The following is a 17,407-nucleotide window of genomic DNA, read 5'->3' as shown; positions in this document are numbered from 1 at the left end:
AACCAGTAGTTTATTATTTAACTTATAATAAGAGTTGTATTTTTGTTAAATTATACATAAAAATTTATTATTTTAATATATTAAATACTTTAGAAATTTTTCTATAGATTTGACAAAACTGACATAGCTTTTCTATGGTCTACTAGTTCATTGCTCTTGCTGGTACTTTTATTTAGCCTAGATAAAATTGTGTTCATGGAACCTAAATAAAAAAGTCTATTTTTTAAAAGGGTTTTTCTTATCCATCCCAGTGAAACTGAAGTGGTTAGCAGTTATGTTACTTATCATAGTATTACTAAAAGTATGTTGTTCATCTAGCATTGATCTAAAATCCTCCACAGTAATTGCATATAATTTCTTAATTTCATATGCTTTCGCTAACTCTTTGATAGTACGTATTTTAAACCCATCTTTTGAACGATTATCTATTATATATCCATTTGTTATAGTTAATGCCACATGATCTACATCATTGATTATTAAAAAACTACCAGGGATTAGATCCTTTACAGAATTTAGATCAATTTCTGTAAGATAATTCTCATCTGATATAAGAAACTCACCTACTGAGTTACCCATTATAGAGTGTAAATATCTTTCATTACCCCATGGAAGCATTTTTGTCATAAGAAACTTCGAATAAATATGCGACTGTTGAGAAATATCACCTAGCTTTAAATCAATATAGAATTCTGCTAGATATACCGCATCCCAGCAATTAGCTTGTAAACTTATTGTAGCAGATAATCCATGAAACTTTTCTTCAAGAGACATATATTTAGAACCTACATCAAATTGTGTTCCTTTTCTCCAAGTAATTAAATCTCCTATTAATGCAGCCATTAAAAGTATGCGATATGATCCTTCAACTTTTTTTATATACTCTAAATTTTCCTTATTATTTAAGACCTTAAGACGATATTGCTTACGACACAACAATAGCTTTTGCAAGTATCCTAGTTTCTTTGGCATAGAAGGAGTCTTTATATATTCATGTATATAAGCAAGCGCTTCAATGTAACTCATAATAAATTATTTTTTATTAAATAACTTAAATATTATTATATAATATATTAAACTTTTTAAAATAAAAAATTCATTAAAATAAGTTAAATTTATATGTACTAGAGATTAGAATATATATTTCAATTTATAATTGGATTGGTATTACTGTGTTTTATCCTTTACCTATTAGTTATATAACGTAAATTTGCAAGGTTTTGATAGTACTACTTCTAATTTCTTGGGATCTATTTACTTATTTTGTTATCAAAATACCATCATATATGGCTTTGAAGGCTTTTCATGGAAGATTATTTAGGGCTATTTCTGACATTTCTTACAAAAAAAAGTATTTCTTTGTCCTATGACTAAGCTTTGTATTTCTGTTTTACAAGTATAACAAGGCTGTTTAACTCTGCCGTAAACATTCAGTTGTTGGGTAAAGTACCCGGGTTTACCTTCTGTGTTCTTATAATCCTTAAGGGTTGTTCCACCTTCTTTTATAGCTTTTTCAAGGATTTTTTTAATAGAAATTACTAGTCTGTTAGCTTCTTTTTTTGTGATAGTATTTGATTTTCTGGTTGGAAGTATACGACTATCAAAAAGAGCTTCTGAAGCGTAAATATTACCTACACCTACTACAATACCATTATCCATAATAGTTTGTTTTATTTTTCGTGAGGTTTTTGCTAGCTTTGAAAGTAGGTAATCACAGTTAAAGTCAGCTGTTAAAGGCTCTACACCATGAGATGCTAAAACTTGATGTTCTAATGGAAATAGAGTCTCATTGATTAACCAATAGCCAAACTTACGTGGGTCATTATATATTAGACTTAGTTGATTATTTAAATCTAAAATAATATGATCATGCTTAATTACAGTATAGGTTGAAGAGTTTTTAATCTTAATTACTCCGGACATACCTAAATGGATTATTAATTGCAGATTCTTTTCTAAAAAAACTATTAAATGCTTGCCTCTTCTTTGTACGTCTTTTATTTGTTTGTTTTTTAATTTACCTAACGCTACTTTATCAAGAGGATACCTTAACTTTTCCGTATTTATCTGTATATTTTTAATAGCATGGTTAATTACGCTATCTAATAAACCTTTTTTTACAGTTTCTACCTCAGGTAACTCTGGCATAAAATCCACATTAGTTATAAAAATTAGGATTACTATATGATAACATATTAGCGATGGTTAGTTTGCGAGTAATATGGGAGAAATATGCAATTAAGTCAGCTGAAATCCTCTATACATAAAAGGTTAAATCAAAAATATATTTATAGTTGTAACCAGGATATAGACTTTAAAAAGCTCAAAGAAACTTCTATTGTTATTGCTAACGATACCTCGATAGTTTCAGTGTTGGCACTTAAAACCTATTTACCAGATATGCATATAACAGTGCTAGATGATTTTGATAATAGAGCAAAAGGATTTGAGAGACTACTCAGTAGAAATAATATATCTTATATTAACCATATTAGTTTTTGGGACCATAATAGTTTACTTTTTGTAAAAAATAATTTTATATCCCAGATTGACCAAGATAAAAATAGGTTTATATTATTTATTTGTGGTCCAGAAATGCCTTATTATTCACAACGTAAAAATTTAGATAGGCAGGTTTTCTTTGATATTACAGAGTTAAAAAGTTTAAAAACACTAATAGAAGAGTTTGATGATTTATCAGTAAGAACTTGGGAAAAGTATCTATGTTTGCTTAAATCACCAGCTGAAATATGGTTTAGACAAATGTTAAACGCTAAAAATAATAAGGTTGTAAGTGATACTACGGGAGTTTGCTTAAACGGTTATAAATTCGTAACTGCTTCTATACTTATGGCCAAAAAATTCAAAACATTTCTTTCTAAAGAAGAAAATGTAGGTATTTGTCTGCCAACTAGTGCGGGTGGTTATTTAGCAATTTTATCTTTACTTATAAGCGCAAAAACAATAGTTAACCTTAACTATACTGCTTCAGAAGAGTCTCTAAGGCATGCTATAACAAGTGCTGGAATCAAAACGATAATAACCTCTAGAGCATTTGTTGAAAAGCTCAAACATAAAGGTTTTTTTGTTGAAGACGTTTTCTCTATGTGTAAAATTTTGTATCTAGAAGATATAAAAGGGCAAATATCAAAGTTTGAATCTATAAAAACATTTTTGGAAGTCAAATTGTTTTCTCCAAGTTTACTTGTTAAAAAGTACATTAAACCTACTAAGCTTGATGATCTGGCATTTATTATTTTTAGTAGCGGAAGCGAAGGCGTACCTAAAGGAATAGCTATTAAACACAAAAATTTACTAGCAAATGTTTACCAAAGTACTTTAGTTATTGAATGTAGGGAAACCGACTCGGTTGCTGGAGTGCTACCTATATTCCATGCTTTTGGTTTAACTATTTCCTTGGTTTCTTTTTTCCAAGGTGGATTCATTTCTTGTCATCCTGACCCTACAGACGCTAAGGGAGTTGCAAATTTGATTAAAGAAAATAAAGCCACAGTGCTATGTGCAACGCCGACTTTTTTGAGAATTTATACTAAAAATAAGTCAGTTAAAAAAGAAGACTTTGCTACACTAAGACTTATAATTACAGGAGCAGAGAAGCTTTCTAAAGAAGTTCGTTCGATGTTTGAGGCTAAATTCGGTAAAGTTATTAATGAAGGGTACGGTACTACAGAATTATCACCAGTTGCTGCAGTTAATAGACCAACAAAAGCTCCAAATAAAATTGGCACAGTTGGCTTAACGGTTCCTGGAGGACAGTTTAAAATAATTCATCCAGAATCACATGAGGAGCTACCGTTAGGTATAGAAGGTATGATTATTTATCGAGGTGTTAATAAGATGGATTATTACCTTAATGATCCTATCAAAACTAAAGAAGTCATGATAGATAAGTATGGGCACACTTGGTATATAACTGGTGATAAAGGTAAGATTGATGGTGAGGGCTATCTAACGGTTGTTGATAGGTATTCACGATTTGCTAAAGTGGCAGGTGAAATGATTAGTTTAGGACTATTAGAGCAGCAGATTTATGATGCTTTGCGTGGAAAAGGTTATGATTCTCAAGAAATGGACTTTGAGGTCTTAGCTGTAGCTACAAATGACTCTAAACGTGGTGAGATTATTAATTTACTTTATACCTTAGAAGAACTCGAACCTAATCAGCTTAAAGATATAGTAAGGCAGTCAAAGATAGAGAATCTGTATAAACCATCAAATTATTTTAAATTAATAGCTATACCAAAGCTTGGCTCAGGAAAAACTGATTTTTCTAGGGCAAAAAAACTCACTAATGAACTACTTAAGGTTTAGAATGCATTTTTCAGTATTATTGCAGGAATCTATAGAAGCTTTAAATATTAATCCTCAAGGAATCTATATCGATGCTACTTTTGGTAGAGGTGGGCACTCTAAAGCTATTTTAGATAAGTTAACTACAGGAAGTTTAATAGCTTTTGACAAAGATATAGAAGCTATAGAGTATGCTAAAAATAATTTTTATAAATACAATAATTTTAAGGTGGTTCATTCTAGTTTTACAAATATATATGCTTATTGCTATAAACAAGATCTTCTTGGTAAGATAGATGGAATTATTATGGATTTGGGGGTTTCTTCCCCTCAGCTAGATAATGCTAACCGAGGGTTTAGTTTTATGCATGATGGTCCTTTAGATATGCGTATGGACACCACTCAGGGACAAACAGCTAACGAAGTCTTGGAAACTTTAACAGTAGAAGAGCTAGCATATATTTTTAAAGTCTATGGTGAAGAGAGATTTGCCAAAAAAATAGCGATGAAAATTAAAGAGTATATAAGCGTAAATGGCTCTATTAACACTACTACTGAGCTAGCTGAATTTATAAGAAAAACGATTGGTCAAAGAGAAAAGAAAAATCCAGCTACTAGATGCTTTCAAGCGTTGCGTATATACGTTAATAATGAGCTTAAAGATTTAGAAATTTTATTAGATAATATACTAGATATTTTGAGAGTAGGTGGTAGATTAGCAGCTATATCTTTTCACTCATTAGAAGATAGAATAGTAAAACAAAAGTTTACTAACTTGACAAATCCTAAAGTAGAAATTAACAGAATTAGCCGTATGCTTCCACAAGATGAGGGTCTAAAAAAACTACAGTGGGTAGTTAAGAAAGCAAAGGCAACTGAAAATGAATTAGACAAAAATATACGCTCAAGAAGTGCTATTTTGAGGGTGGTAGAAAAGTTATGATGCTAACAAACCGGCAAATCAGGATAAGGCTTTTTGAATCTCTTAGAAATAGTTTTTTTAGGAAAACAGTTGCTATATCATTCGTGCTTTTATTTCTTTTACTTGTTACAGCTTTTAGTTTGATAGTTTTACGCTTTGAATATAAGATACAACTTAATGAACAAAAAGAATTGATCGTAGAAAAAACAAAATTGGATGAACAATGGAGCCAAATAGTTTTAGAGTATAGTTCTCTAGCTACACCCACGGTTGTTGAGAATTTTGCACAAAAAGAACATATGTCTTTGCCAACAAAAAACGATATCAAATTTTTAAATGAGGGTGTTGATGAGTAGTTACCGTCATAAACTAAGGCATTTAGTCATTTTAATTCTTTTGATATTTAGCTTTTTATTTTTGTTTTTTAAGCTTGTGTATATGGAGACAGCGCAGCACCAGAAATTAAAGCAAGAAGGTGATAATCGTAGTGATAGAGGTATAGACATTAAGGCTTACCGAGGTATTATTTTAGATAGAAATGGTAATCCTCTAGCAATAAGCACCCCCGTTGATACTATTTGGGTGGACCCTTACTATATAAAATCGTCGGATCCAAAGTTACAAAAAATAATGAATATTTTGGATTTATCACAAAAAGAGCAAGATAAGGTAAGAAACCAAGTTAAAGTTAGGGAAGGCAGGAGCGGGTTTGTATATATAAAAAGGAAAGTTCAGCCATATCTTTCTCAGCAGATTAAAGATTTAGACATAACAGGTATTCATGTGATACGTGAATTTAAACGTTATTATCCATTAGCAGAAGTAGCAGCACATATTATAGGTTTTACAAATGTTGACGGTAAGGGTCAAGAAGGCTTAGAGCTTCAATTTAATAAATTTCTTACAGGTGAAAATGGTTATTTTGAATATAAGAAAGATTTAAAAGGTGGAGTTGCGTCTAAGGTTGAGGATAAGTTTATAGAATCAAGAAACGGTAATAATTTGCAGTTAAGTATAGATTCAAGATTGCAATATGTAGCTTATAAATACCTAAAAGAGGGAGTGATACAGACAAACTCTGATGCCGGTTCAGTTATTATAGAAGATATTCGTACGGGCGAGATATTAGCAATGGCTAACTATCCATCTTATAATCCTAACACAATGGCAGATGCCTATCCTGATAGTCGTAGAAATAGGGCTGTTACAGATGTTTATGAGCTTGGTTCTGTTATGAAAGCATTTGCTGCAGCAACAGCTCTTACTTATGGTGTTGATGTTACGTCTGAGGAGCCTGTAGTAGATACCCATCCAGGATATTATCGTATAGGTAAAAACACAGTAAGGGACTCTAGGGATTATGGTGATATTGACTTAAGACATATTTTAATGAAATCTAGCAACGTTGGTATTTCTAAGCTTATCCTGGGATTAGAAGAACCTACTATATTAGAACCTTCTTTGAGAAATTTTGGATTTGGAAGTAAGACAGGCATAGAGCTTCCTGGCGAAAGAGATGGTTTTGTGCCAATTAAAGAGAAGTGGGGAGATTTTCAATTAGCAACCTTATCTTTTGGTTATGGTATGAACGCTACAGATTTACAACTTGTAGCAGCAACAACAGCAATAGCAAATAATGGAGAGTATATAAAGCCTACTATACTTAAAAGAAGGTCTGAGGATGTTGTAGATACTAGTTCTATAGTTTCAGATAAGGTTGCGCAAGAAATGATAAGTATGATGCAATCTGTAGTAGAAGATCTTGGTGGTACTGGTTCAAAAGCAGAAATTCCCCTTTATCATGTTGCAGGTAAAACTGGTACAGCACGTAAGCTTTCTGGAGGAACTTATGGAGCAAATTATCTGGCAAGTTTTATTGGTATGGCACCGGCAAGTGATCCTCAGATAGCTATTGCAGTTACCATAGATAATCCAAAGGGTGATAGCTATGGTGGTGGGGCAGTAGCAGCTCCAATATTTGCTAAGATAGCATTAAGTAGCTTACAAATCTTAGGTATCAAGCCAGACAAGATTGCTAAGTAGTTCTTTGTTTTTATTATCCAATAGTATATAATTATCCATTGGTAAACTGTTCCTTTGTGCGGTTTACTAGATGTTAATTTAGAAACAAACGGAGAAAATAATCATGTTAACAACTCAAGATAAGCAAAATATAGTAAAAGAACATCAAAGAACAGAAGGTGATACAGGTTCACCAGAGGTTCAAGTAGCACTTTTAACAGCTAGAATTAATGATCTTCAAGGTCATTTTGCAAAACATAAAAAAGATAACCACTCAAGAAGAGGTCTTTTAAGATTAGTTAGTCAACGTCGTAAATTGTTAGACTATCTTCATGATAAAGATGTAGAAAGATACCGTAGCTTAATTGACAAACTAAACCTACGTAGATAATAATCGGTAATTCATCTAAAATTTCTTCATCACATATTAAAAAATATCAAAAACATAAGGTTGAACTGTGAAAATATATAGAGAAGTCTTTGAATTAGGAAATAAAAAAATCACCTTAGAAACTGGTGGCATGGCTCGTCAAGCAGATGGTTCTGTAGTAGTTAGTTGCGGCAAGAATATTGTACTAGTAACTACAACAGTCAAAAAAACTGTAGCAGCTGGAGCTGATTTTTTTCCTCTTTCTGTACACTACTTAGAAAAGTCGTATGCAGCTGGAAAAATTCCTGGAGGATTTACAAGAAGAGAAGCTAGACCCCCTGAGGAGCAAATTCTTATTTCAAGACTTATTGATAGATCTATTAGACCATTATTTCCAGATGGTTTTTTTAATGAGATTCAGATAGTAGCTACGGTTATTTCTTATGATGGCAGTTTTTCACCAGATATACTGGCTTTAATTGGAGCGTCTGCTTCTTTAGCTATATCTGGAGCACCTTATGATGATGTTATAGCTGGTGTTAGAGTGGGTTACATTAATGGTAAATATATTCTAAACCCTAATAAAGAAGATTTAAAAGAATCAGCTCTTGATTTAGTAGTTTCTGGTACAGATGATGCTATTTTAATGGTGGAGTCTGAAGCAAGAAGTTTACCAGAAAGTGTAATGTTAGGAGCAGTCCTATATGGACATAAGCATCTTAGAACTATAATTTCATCTATTAACAAGCTAGTAAAAGTAGCCTCTAAACCGCGTATAGAATATACAGTTCATCAAATTAATAAGGTTCTTAAGGAACAGATTAAATCTAATTTTTTTGGTGAAATTAAGAATGTTTATATAATAGCTTCTAAGCAAGATAGAAATATTAAATTAGCAGAGATTAGAAAGAATGTGTTAGAACATGTCTTTTCTAATGATGTTGATAACAATGAATATACTGAAAAAGAAATTATAGAAGCATTTCATTCTATAGAAAAAGATCTAGTAAGATCAAATATCCTTGATGGTAAACCAAGAATTGATGGTAGATGTACAGAAACAATTCGTCCAATAAATGTAAAAATTGGCGTTTTACCGGGCGCTCATGGCTCAGCTTTATTTACTCGTGGAGAAACACAAGCTCTTGTAGTTACAACGTTAGGCAGTGATAGAGACGCGCAATTGGTTGAAAGCTTAGATGGAGTTGAAAAAGCTAGATACATGCTTCATTATAATTTTCCACCGTATAGTGTTGGTGAATGTGGAATGGTTGGAATGGCACCAAAACGCCGCGAAATTGGTCATGCTAATCTTGCTAAACGTGCTACTAATGCCGTATTTCCTAATGAAGATGTTTACCCGTACGTTGTAAGGGTTGTCTCTGAAATATTAGAGTCAAATGGTTCAAGCTCTATGGCGACTGTGTGTGGTTCATCGCTTTCGATGATGGATGCAGGTGTTCCTATAGCTGAGCCTGTAGCTGGTATTGCGATGGGACTTATTAAGGATGGTTCAAGATACGCAGTTTTATCTGATATTCTGGGAGATGAGGACCATTTGGGTGATATGGACTTTAAAGTTGCTGGTACTAGATATGGTGTCACAGCTTTACAGATGGATATCAAAATCAAAGGTATTTCTAGAGAGATTTTAGAGCAAGCTTTAGAGCAAGCAAGAGTCGGTAGATTACATATTTTAGGTATAATGAATGAAGTTATTAAAGAACATAAAGAAGATGTTTCATCTGCAGCTCCTCAAATTCATATACTTAACGTTAATCCTAGTAAAATAAAAGATATCGTTGGTCGCGGTGGCTCTACTATAAAAGCAATAATAGAAAGAACAGGTGCTCAAATTGATACAAACGATACTGGTGAAGTTAAGGTTTTTGCAAAAAATAAAAGTTCTCTTGATATGGCAGTTAGAGAAATAGAGGCTATTGTGGCAGAGGTCGAAGAAGGACAGGTTTATAAAGGTAAAGTTGTTAAAATCTTAGAGTCAGGAGTGTTTGTTAATCTAATGGGCGATAAAGATGGTTATCTATCTTTTCAGGATATCGAACAAACCGGTGTAAAATCAAACTCTATAGTTGAAGGTCAAGGTCTTGAAGTTATAGCCCAAAACATAGATAGAAATGGTAGAGTTAAACTTTCTCTAGTAGCAAGGTAATTTTATGAGTACAGAAGTTCAAAGCGTTGATCCTATTAATTTTACAGATGCAGCTTCTCTAAAAGTTAAAGAACTTATAGAAGAAGAGGGGGATGATTCTCTTAGCTTAAGAGTTTATATAACAGGTGGAGGGTGCTCTGGTTTTCAGTATGCTTTTGCATTTGATAATGAGATAAAGCAAGACGATATTGTTATTACTAAAAATGGAGTTAGACTTTTAGTTGATTCAATGAGTTTCCAATATCTAGTTGGGGCAGATGTTGACTACAAGGATGACGTTGAGGGAGCATACTTTGTTATTAGAAATCCAAATGCGAAAACTACGTGTGGTTGTGGCTCATCTTTTTCTGTATAATACATACTCATAATGTTTTATTAAATCTTAGTTTGGAATTTTTATGAAAATTGCTAATTTTGAAGTTGGAAATGGCAAACCATTTTTTTTAATGTCTGGTCCATGTGTAATAGAGTCCGAGCAGATGGCTATGGACACAGCTGGGTACTTAACAGAAGTAACAAAAGAGTTAGGTATTAATTTTGTCTATAAGTCATCCTTTGATAAAGCTAATCGCTCATCTATCGACAGCTTTAGAGGCTTGGGGGTTGATAAGGGTCTTGAAATTCTATCTAAAGTAAAAAAAGTTTATAATGTCCCAGTTGTGACAGACGTACACGAGGATACTCCTTTTGCGGAGGTTGCAGAAGTTGTTGATGTTTTGCAAACTCCAGCTTTTTTATGTCGTCAGACAAATTTTATATTAGACGTATGTAAGCAAAATAAGCCAGTAAATATTAAAAAAGGGCAGTTTTTAGCACCTTGGGATATGCAACATGTAGTAGCTAAAGCAAAATCGACAGGCAATGAAAACATAATGGTTTGTGAAAGAGGTGTTAGTTTTGGTTATAATAATTTAGTTTCAGATATGCGTTCTCTTGAGATAATGAAGTCTACAGGTTGTCCAGTGGTTTTTGACGCTACACATTCTGTTCAACTTCCAGGTGGCCAAGGTAGTTCTTCTGGCGGTCAAAGAGAGTTTGTGCCAATACTTTCAAAAGCTGCTATTGCAGTTGGTATTGATGGTTTATTTATGGAAACACATCCTAATCCTGATCAAGCAAAAAGTGATGGTCCAAACTCTTTTCCAATGTATAAAATAAAAGAGTTTTTAAAGTTATTGAAAGAACTTGATTTTTTAGTAAAATCTCAACCTAAGATACAGCTATGAAAGGAAGTAAGATATAGTGTCAAATAAAGTTTTTATAATGGGTATCGTAGGAGGTTCTGGTTCTGGGAAAACACTTTTTTCGAATGCTGTAGTTGAGATGTTAGAAACTCACCATCTTGATAAAGTAGCAGTTATCTCTGAAGATAGATACTATAAAGATTGGGGTACAATCCTTGGTCAAGAAAAAGCAGCTAAAGTTAACTACGATCATCCAGATGCTTTTGATCATGCACTTTTAAAGAAAGATCTTGTAAAATTAATAAAAGGTGAAGATATTTACGTTCCATATTATGATTATAATACTCATTCGCGGGTTAGCTGTATGTCTGAGAGGGTAACAAGTGGAGTTAACGTTATAATATTAGAAGGCATTATGCTATTTAACGATCCAGAGATACTTAATATGATGGATTTTAAAGTATATATGGATACACCATCAGATCTATGCTTTATAAGACGATTATTACGAGACCAAAATGAAAGAGGTAGAACAGTTGATTGTATTGTTAATCAGTATTTAGATACTGTTAGACCTATGCATATAAAGTTTATTGAGCCTTCTAAACGAAAAGCTGATATAATTATCCCCGATGGGGCACAAAATAAAACTGTAATAGATATTGTTTACAATAAGGTAAAACAATTATTAAAATAAAACGTCCTAAAATAAAGGAGTATAAACTATGGCTAGAGTAACAGTAGAAGATTGTTTAGATAAAGTAGAAACAAGGTTTGATTTAGTAGTATTAGCTTCTATGCGTGCAAATAATATCTTAAAGAGTGGCTACACTGAATCAGGAAATGAAAAAAAAGAGAAGGCAACAGTATTAGCATTAAGAGAAATTGCAGAATCAAAACTTACAGCAGAAGAAATACTAAAAAGTGAGATCGTTGGATAATTAAATAAGCCAAAAATTATTGACTTATTATAAAGTATATATATAATATGTTTTTGTCGGGTGCTTAGCTCAGCTGGGAGAGCATCGCCCTTACAAGGCGAGGGTCGGGGGTTCGAACCCCTCAGCACCCACCACGACAAATTCAAAGATTTTACTGTATTAATATCGTTATAAAATACTGCAAAAAAATGCTTAGTTATTTTAAACTTAATTCATGGTCTAACGAAAGTAACAGTAATAATGAGACATATCAAATCAATTCAGTAAATTAGTTTTTATAGTAGTTTAGCTATATTAAACCCAAGATATTTTATTAATAATTAAAAGCCCAACTTTGATTGTATTTGTTAAATTTATTACATAAAATTGCTCTAATTAATTTTTTAAACTAAAATCTAAATGGGAAGATCTAGAAAAAATAAGCTTAAAGAAGGTATCTTTGAAGCTGAAATTATATCCTTAAGCCATGATGGTAGAGGTATAGCAAAGGTTGATGGTAAAACCACTTTTATACCTTTTACACTCCCTACTGAAATAGTTAAATTTGAATATACGTTTTCAAAAACTAAGTTTGATGAAGGTCGAGTGATCGAGTTTGTTAAAAAATCACCAGATAGAATCGCTCCTAAATGTGAGTATTTTGAAACTTGTGGAGGCTGTAATCTACAGCATATGTCACCTATAGCTCAAATCGAGCATAAACAAAATACCTTATTTAACCAGCTAAAATATATTGGACAAGGGGTAGTTCCTGAAAGTATTTTACCGCCGTTACAAACGGAAAATACGGAAGGATATCGAAATAAAGCTAGGTTAGGTGTTCGTTATGTAAATAAGAAAAATAAAATCCTAGTTGGTTTTAGGGAACGTAATGGCAGATTTTTGGCAGAAATTGATAAATGTGTAGTTCTAAACCCTGTAGTGGGTGAGCAGATAGCATATATAGCAAGCTTTGTTGAAAGTTTATCCATTTATCAGCAAATAGCTCAACTAGAAGTGGCTATAGATGATTATAGGACAGCTATTATCTTTAGGCATTTAGAACCATTCACTAATGAAGATATTGAAAAATTAAAAAAATTTGGTAACGAAAATAACTATTGGATTTATCTTCAGTCAAAAGGACCTGACACTGTGTTTAGGTTGCATCCAGAAAAATCTCAAACACCAACTCAACTTAGTTATCAACCAGCTGACGGTATAAAAATAAACTTTGAACCAAACGATTTTACTCAAGTAAATAGCGACATAAACAGAAAAATGATCCAAAGAGCTATAACTCTTTTGGACGTATCAAAAGATGATTCAATTATTGATTTATTTTGTGGTTTAGGCAATTTTACTTTTCCGCTATCACAATATGCTAAATCTGTTATAGGTGTAGAAGGTGAACAGGCTATGGTTGAGCGAGCAATACAGACAGCAGATACTAACGGTATTCTTAATGTGAAGTTTTATACTGCTAACTTATTTGAGAGTTTCGAGGGTAAAGAGTGGTTCAGTAATTTTGAATATAATAAAATGCTTTTGGATCCACCAAGAGCTGGAGCTTTGGAAGTTTGCCAAAATATTGAAAAATTTGGTGTTCAAAAAATAGTATATGTATCATGTGATACAGCAACTTTAGCTAGAGATGCTGGGATTTTAGTTAACCAAAAAGGATACAAGCTAGTACATGCTGGAGTAATGGATATGTTTCCTCATACTATGCATGTTGAATCTATAGCAGTTTTTGAAAAAACTTTTTAAGCTAAAATTATATGGTGCTATAGAACTAATGGTAAATGATTTTGTTTAATTGTACAATTTTATAGCTATTGTTTTATAATTAAAAGGTAACCAAAATGCTAAGCATAATTTTAAGGAAATTTTATACTCAGACATATACATACTTGGCTAGTTTTAAAGATTTTAAAAAAGAAGATATCTTCGACGGCTGGAGTAAAAAAGAGATAACTTGGTTATTTGTTTGTATATTATTAACAGGTATAACAAGTATTTTAACCCAAGCAGAGGCTATTATCTTTATATATTCACTGTTAAGTATAATTAACCTTATATTGGTTGCAAAAGGTAAACTCTTAAACTATTTTATAGGTATAGTTAGCTGCTTTTTATATGCTATTATTTCTTTACAGAATCAGGTATATGGACAATTTTTGCTATTTATATTGTTTTTTACTCCAATGCAATTTTATGGTTGGTACATCTGGTCAGACCCTGAGAATATGCATACTAGCTCAACAGTAAAAGCTAGGCGATTGACTTTAAAACAGTTTTTATCGATTTTAATTATAGTCGCGATATGTGCGTCTTTATATGGCTATTTCATTTTATACAAACTTTTTGAGCAAAATATAGGTTTATTAGCTGATTCTGTGGTGGGAGTAGTTTCTGTAATAGCATTCTTACTGATGGTGAGATCTTACGCTGAACAGTGGGTGCTGTGGCTTATTATAGATATTTTAACAATTGTGATTTGGTTAGATGGTTTAGTAGGTAAAGAAATTACGTTAGCTTTGACTCCTGTTGTTATTACTAGGTCTTTAACTTTAATTAATGCATTTTATGGTTATATTAGTTGGTTGAAAATGAATAAAATGCAAACTAAGGAAATAAAATGGTAATAAATATGTTCTAGAAATTCTTTACTTAAATTAGAAGTTATTTATTATAGCCTGCTAAAAACAAATTTTATCTGCGTAATTAACTTAACTTGTAAATCACCATTCTATATAATTTACAATTAGAAGCAAAAAATATTTAATTTAAATGACTGTTAGGCAAACACTTTTTCTAATTTTGACACCAATTATAGCAATGTGCGTACTATCTTTTGGTAACGGCTTTTTTACTACTTTTTCTTCGATCGAGCTTAATACTCTTGGAAGATCTAATTTTATAATAGGGATTATATCGGCTGCATATTTTTTTGGTATGACTACAGGTTCTTATTTTTCTCAGTTTACAATTACAAGAGTAGGTTATATTAGAGCTTTTGTATTGTTTGCTTCATTAATGGCTATAAGTACATTAATACTTGGTATTTTTAAGGGCATTTTTGTTTGGGTATTTTTTAGGTTCACTTGTGGATATGCTTTAGCAGCTTTATTTCTAATTATAGAAAGTTGGTGTATTTTATCGTCTGATAAAAAAAATAGAGGGTTAGTGTTTTCAATATACCTACTTGTATATTACGGTACACAAGCTTTTTCTCAGCTAATGATAAACTTTAATTTTAGTGAAAATTTGCTAGCATATTGTTTTATATCATCTCTATGTAGTATAGCTATTGTACTTATGGCGTTTACAGGAACAGTAGCACCTGTGCCTAATTCAGAGCAGGTTTGTTCCCCTATGAAAATTATAAAAAAAGTACCACTTGCAATGGCAGCTAGTGTTATAGGGGGTGCATTGTTAGGCTCAATATACACTTTGCTCCCTATATTTTTAGTTAGAGTTGATATTACGCATAATATGCTTTCAATTTTAATGATGACGACTATTTTAGGAGGGATGTTACTACAAGTTCCTATAGGTAAGCTATCTGATTTGATCGATCGTAGAAAAGTTATATTATTAGTAGCATTGGGGCTTATAATAACTTCTGTTTGTATTTGTCTATTTTACAAAACTCATTTATTATTTTTTATAGCAGTCTTTTTATTTGGTGGGTGTGCTTTTGTGGTGTATCCTTTATCAATATCTCATGCTAGTGATTTTTTAGATGAGCATGAAATTTTAGGAGCTATAGGCGTAATAACCATTGCATATGGAGTTGGTTCTGTTATTGGACCTATAATAATTTCTAATATTATGGATTTTGTAGGCCCGTTTGGTTTTTTTATCATAACAGCTTTATTCAGTACATTATTATGTTTATATACATTTTATAGATTATCAGCAAGAAAATCAGCTACAGGAACGGTGCAATTCACACCGATATCCCCTGAAAGTGTAGGGTTTAGTGAAGCTCAAGAAGTTGTTTCAGATAAGCTTATAGAGTAGCGACGTACTAAGTATATTGATTGCAAAGCTATTACACCTAGCTTATAATGACACAATAGATTTTTCAAGATTTCAAAAGACTTAATTTACCTAAAGGAGAATAGTTATGTCATCGTTAATTAAGCAAGTTGTTGCTAGACAGATATTAGATTCACGTGGAAATCCTACTGTTGAAGTAGATGTTGTTTTAGAAAGTGGTGCTTTTGGTAGAGCTGCTGTACCTTCTGGAGCATCTACTGGGATTAAAGAAGCATTAGAACTTAGGGATGGTAATAAAGACATTTATTTAGGAAAAAGTGTTTATAAAGCAGTTGAAAATGTTAACACTAAAATTGCCCAAGTTATAAAAGGACTAGATGCTTTAGACCAAAGATTAGTTGATAAAACTATGATAGATTTAGATGGTACAGAAAATAAAAAAAACCTAGGTGCAAATGCTATCTTAGGTGTATCTTTGGCTACAGCTAGAGCAGCAGCTTCACATTTGAGAAAACCTTTCTATCGTTATTTAATGGATGTACAAGAATATCTCATGCCTGTACCAATGATGAACGTTATCAATGGTGGTGCTCATGCGGATAACAATGTTGATATGCAAGAGTTCATGATAGTACCAGCGGGCTTTGAAAGTTTTTCAGAAGCACTAAGATGTGGTACAGAGGTTTTTCATACCTTAAAGAAAGTTTTAATAGAAGATGGTTATAGCATCGCTGGGGTAGGTGATGAAGGCGGCTATGCTCCAGATCTTCCATCAAATGAAGCTGCTATAGAAGCGATACTAAAAGCAGTCAAAAAGGCAGGTTATGAGCCAGGTAAGCATGTATTTATTGCTTTAGATCCAGCTAGTAGTGAGTTTTACAAAGATGGTAAGTATGAACTTAAGTCAGAAAATAAATCTCTAACAAGCCAAGAAATGGTTGATTACTACGCTGCATGGGTTGAAAAATACCCTATAATTTCTATCGAAGATGGTCTTGCTGAAGAAGATTGGGATGGCTGGAAATTATTAACAGAAAAACTTGGCTCAAAAGTACAATTAGTAGGTGATGATCTATTTGTAACAAATCCTAGTATCTTATCTAAAGGTATTGAAAAAGGTGTAGCCAATTCTATTTTAATTAAATTAAACCAAATCGGGTCTTTAACAGAAACTTTTGAGGCTATGGCTATGGCTGGCCAAGCAGGGTACACTTGTGTGATTTCACATCGTTCGGGTGAGACTTCTGATACGATTATAGCGGATTTAGCAGTAGCTACTTGTTCTGGACAAATAAAAACAGGCTCTCTTTCTAGATCTGATCGTATAGCTAAATATAATCAATTACTTAGAATAGAAGAAGAGTTAGGTGAAAATGCAATCTACCCGGGTATAAAAGCATTTGTGTTTAACTCTGATGAAGAAGAACCTCAAGAAATAGTAGTACAAGAAACTGAAAATGAAAAAGTTGTTATTCAAGTTCAATAACAGTAGTAGTTTTT

The 17,407-nt window shown here is 32.4% G+C and carries 16 protein-coding genes and 1 tRNA gene; 15 read left to right on the top strand and 2 right to left on the bottom strand.

From position 1 onward, the window contains the following. Positions 1-216 precede the first annotated feature (216 nt). Both FRA_RS05260 and mutM read right to left on the bottom strand, forming a co-directional pair. Entirely contained in the window at positions 217-1,026 is an 810-nt protein-coding gene (locus FRA_RS05260; protein WP_464110822.1) for a hypothetical protein, read from the bottom strand. 297 nt (positions 1,027-1,323) lie between these two features. Then, positions 1,324-2,148, bottom strand: coding sequence for a bifunctional DNA-formamidopyrimidine glycosylase/DNA-(apurinic or apyrimidinic site) lyase (gene mutM / locus FRA_RS05255; RefSeq protein ID WP_035719616.1), 825 nt, complete (start codon positions 2,146-2,148; stop codon positions 1,324-1,326). A gap of 84 nt (positions 2,149-2,232) precedes the next feature. On the opposite strand from mutM, the gene migR reads away from it, so the two are divergent. The 15 genes from migR (at position 2,233) to eno (ending at position 17,393) form a co-directional block, all read left to right on the top strand. Beyond that, positions 2,233-4,332: an iglABCD operon regulator MigR gene (gene migR, locus FRA_RS05250; protein ID WP_035719608.1), complete on the top strand. Its 2,100-nt coding sequence runs from the start codon at positions 2,233-2,235 to the stop codon at positions 4,330-4,332. A gap of 1 nt (position 4,333) precedes the next feature. Beyond that, complete coding sequence (gene rsmH, locus FRA_RS05245; RefSeq protein WP_035719709.1) at positions 4,334-5,254, top strand: 16S rRNA (cytosine(1402)-N(4))-methyltransferase RsmH; 921 nt, start codon at positions 4,334-4,336, stop codon at positions 5,252-5,254. Next, positions 5,251-5,589 carry a cell division protein FtsL gene (gene ftsL / locus FRA_RS05240; RefSeq protein ID WP_035719606.1) on the top strand — a complete coding sequence of 113 codons (339 nt, stop codon included), beginning with the start codon at positions 5,251-5,253 and terminating at the stop codon, positions 5,587-5,589. Before rsmH ends, ftsL begins: the two co-directional genes overlap by 4 nt. After that, the gene (locus tag FRA_RS05235; RefSeq protein ID WP_035719604.1) at positions 5,582-7,276 is read left to right on the top strand and encodes a peptidoglycan D,D-transpeptidase FtsI family protein; all 1,695 of its coding nucleotides are present in this window, start codon (positions 5,582-5,584) and stop codon (positions 7,274-7,276) included. The genes ftsL and FRA_RS05235 overlap by 8 nt, the downstream gene beginning before the upstream one ends. A 103-nt stretch (positions 7,277-7,379) precedes the next feature. Continuing rightward, positions 7,380-7,646 (top strand): 30S ribosomal protein S15, encoded by a 267-nt coding sequence (rpsO, locus tag FRA_RS05230; RefSeq protein ID WP_081835921.1) that lies wholly within the window; start codon positions 7,380-7,382, stop codon positions 7,644-7,646. Positions 7,647-7,713: 67 nt separating this feature from the next. Continuing rightward, positions 7,714-9,795 carry a polyribonucleotide nucleotidyltransferase gene (pnp, locus tag FRA_RS05225; protein WP_035719593.1) on the top strand — a complete coding sequence of 694 codons (2,082 nt, stop codon included), beginning with the start codon at positions 7,714-7,716 and terminating at the stop codon, positions 9,793-9,795. A 4-nt stretch (positions 9,796-9,799) separates the two neighbouring features. Beyond that, a complete protein-coding gene (erpA, locus tag FRA_RS05220) occupies positions 9,800-10,150 on the top strand; it encodes an iron-sulfur cluster insertion protein ErpA (RefSeq protein ID WP_035719590.1) in 351 nt (116 codons plus the stop codon). A gap of 43 nt (positions 10,151-10,193) precedes the next feature. Continuing rightward, positions 10,194-11,021 (top strand): 3-deoxy-8-phosphooctulonate synthase, encoded by an 828-nt coding sequence (gene kdsA / locus FRA_RS05215; RefSeq protein WP_035719589.1) that lies wholly within the window; start codon positions 10,194-10,196, stop codon positions 11,019-11,021. 16 nt (positions 11,022-11,037) lie between these two features. Further along, positions 11,038-11,676, top strand: coding sequence for a uridine kinase (gene udk / locus FRA_RS05210; protein WP_035719588.1), 639 nt, complete (start codon positions 11,038-11,040; stop codon positions 11,674-11,676). Between the two features lie 28 nt (positions 11,677-11,704). Further along, complete coding sequence (rpoZ, locus tag FRA_RS05205; RefSeq protein ID WP_035719587.1) at positions 11,705-11,920, top strand: DNA-directed RNA polymerase subunit omega; 216 nt, start codon at positions 11,705-11,707, stop codon at positions 11,918-11,920. 58 nt (positions 11,921-11,978) lie between these two features. Continuing rightward, positions 11,979-12,054: transfer RNA gene (locus FRA_RS05200), tRNA-Val, on the top strand. A gap of 265 nt (positions 12,055-12,319) precedes the next feature. After that, positions 12,320-13,669, top strand: coding sequence for a 23S rRNA (uracil(1939)-C(5))-methyltransferase RlmD (rlmD, locus tag FRA_RS05195; RefSeq protein ID WP_035719585.1), 1,350 nt, complete (start codon positions 12,320-12,322; stop codon positions 13,667-13,669). Between the two features lie 95 nt (positions 13,670-13,764). Next, on the top strand, positions 13,765-14,547 hold the full coding sequence (gene pnuC, locus FRA_RS05190) for a nicotinamide riboside transporter PnuC (protein WP_081835920.1): 783 nt from the start codon (positions 13,765-13,767) through the stop codon (positions 14,545-14,547). A gap of 145 nt (positions 14,548-14,692) precedes the next feature. Then, a complete protein-coding gene (locus FRA_RS05185) occupies positions 14,693-15,928 on the top strand; it encodes an MFS transporter (RefSeq protein ID WP_035719584.1) in 1,236 nt (411 codons plus the stop codon). A 106-nt stretch (positions 15,929-16,034) separates the two neighbouring features. Then, positions 16,035-17,393, top strand: coding sequence for a phosphopyruvate hydratase (eno, locus tag FRA_RS05180; protein WP_035719582.1), 1,359 nt, complete (start codon positions 16,035-16,037; stop codon positions 17,391-17,393). Positions 17,394-17,407: the final 14 nt, after the last annotated feature.

Source organism: Allofrancisella heilbronnii (assembly GCF_000710735.2).
Classification (GTDB): Bacteria; Pseudomonadota; Gammaproteobacteria; order Francisellales; family Francisellaceae; genus Francisella; species Francisella frigidaquae.
This window is presented reverse-complemented; position numbering and strand designations above follow the sequence as displayed.

What these genes read in the sequence shown, in the direction of transcription:
- FRA_RS05260 (WP_464110822.1), bottom strand. Translation starts at nt 1,026, where the DNA reads ATGAGTTACATTGAAGCGCTTGCTTATATACATGAATATATAAAGACT.
- mutM (WP_035719616.1), bottom strand. Translation starts at nt 2,148, where the DNA reads ATGCCAGAGTTACCTGAGGTAGAAACTGTAAAAAAAGGTTTATTAGAT.
- migR (WP_035719608.1), top strand. Translation starts at nt 2,233, where the DNA reads ATGCAATTAAGTCAGCTGAAATCCTCTATACATAAAAGGTTAAATCAA.
- rsmH (WP_035719709.1), top strand. Translation starts at nt 4,334, where the DNA reads ATGCATTTTTCAGTATTATTGCAGGAATCTATAGAAGCTTTAAATATT.
- ftsL (WP_035719606.1), top strand. Translation starts at nt 5,251, where the DNA reads ATGATGCTAACAAACCGGCAAATCAGGATAAGGCTTTTTGAATCTCTT.
- FRA_RS05235 (WP_035719604.1), top strand. Translation starts at nt 5,582, where the DNA reads ATGAGTAGTTACCGTCATAAACTAAGGCATTTAGTCATTTTAATTCTT.
- rpsO (WP_081835921.1), top strand. Translation starts at nt 7,380, where the DNA reads ATGTTAACAACTCAAGATAAGCAAAATATAGTAAAAGAACATCAAAGA.
- erpA (WP_035719590.1), top strand. Translation starts at nt 9,800, where the DNA reads ATGAGTACAGAAGTTCAAAGCGTTGATCCTATTAATTTTACAGATGCA.
- kdsA (WP_035719589.1), top strand. Translation starts at nt 10,194, where the DNA reads ATGAAAATTGCTAATTTTGAAGTTGGAAATGGCAAACCATTTTTTTTA.
- rpoZ (WP_035719587.1), top strand. Translation starts at nt 11,705, where the DNA reads ATGGCTAGAGTAACAGTAGAAGATTGTTTAGATAAAGTAGAAACAAGG.
- rlmD (WP_035719585.1), top strand. Translation starts at nt 12,320, where the DNA reads ATGGGAAGATCTAGAAAAAATAAGCTTAAAGAAGGTATCTTTGAAGCT.
- pnuC (WP_081835920.1), top strand. Translation starts at nt 13,765, where the DNA reads ATGCTAAGCATAATTTTAAGGAAATTTTATACTCAGACATATACATAC.
- FRA_RS05185 (WP_035719584.1), top strand. Translation starts at nt 14,693, where the DNA reads ATGACTGTTAGGCAAACACTTTTTCTAATTTTGACACCAATTATAGCA.
- eno (WP_035719582.1), top strand. Translation starts at nt 16,035, where the DNA reads ATGTCATCGTTAATTAAGCAAGTTGTTGCTAGACAGATATTAGATTCA.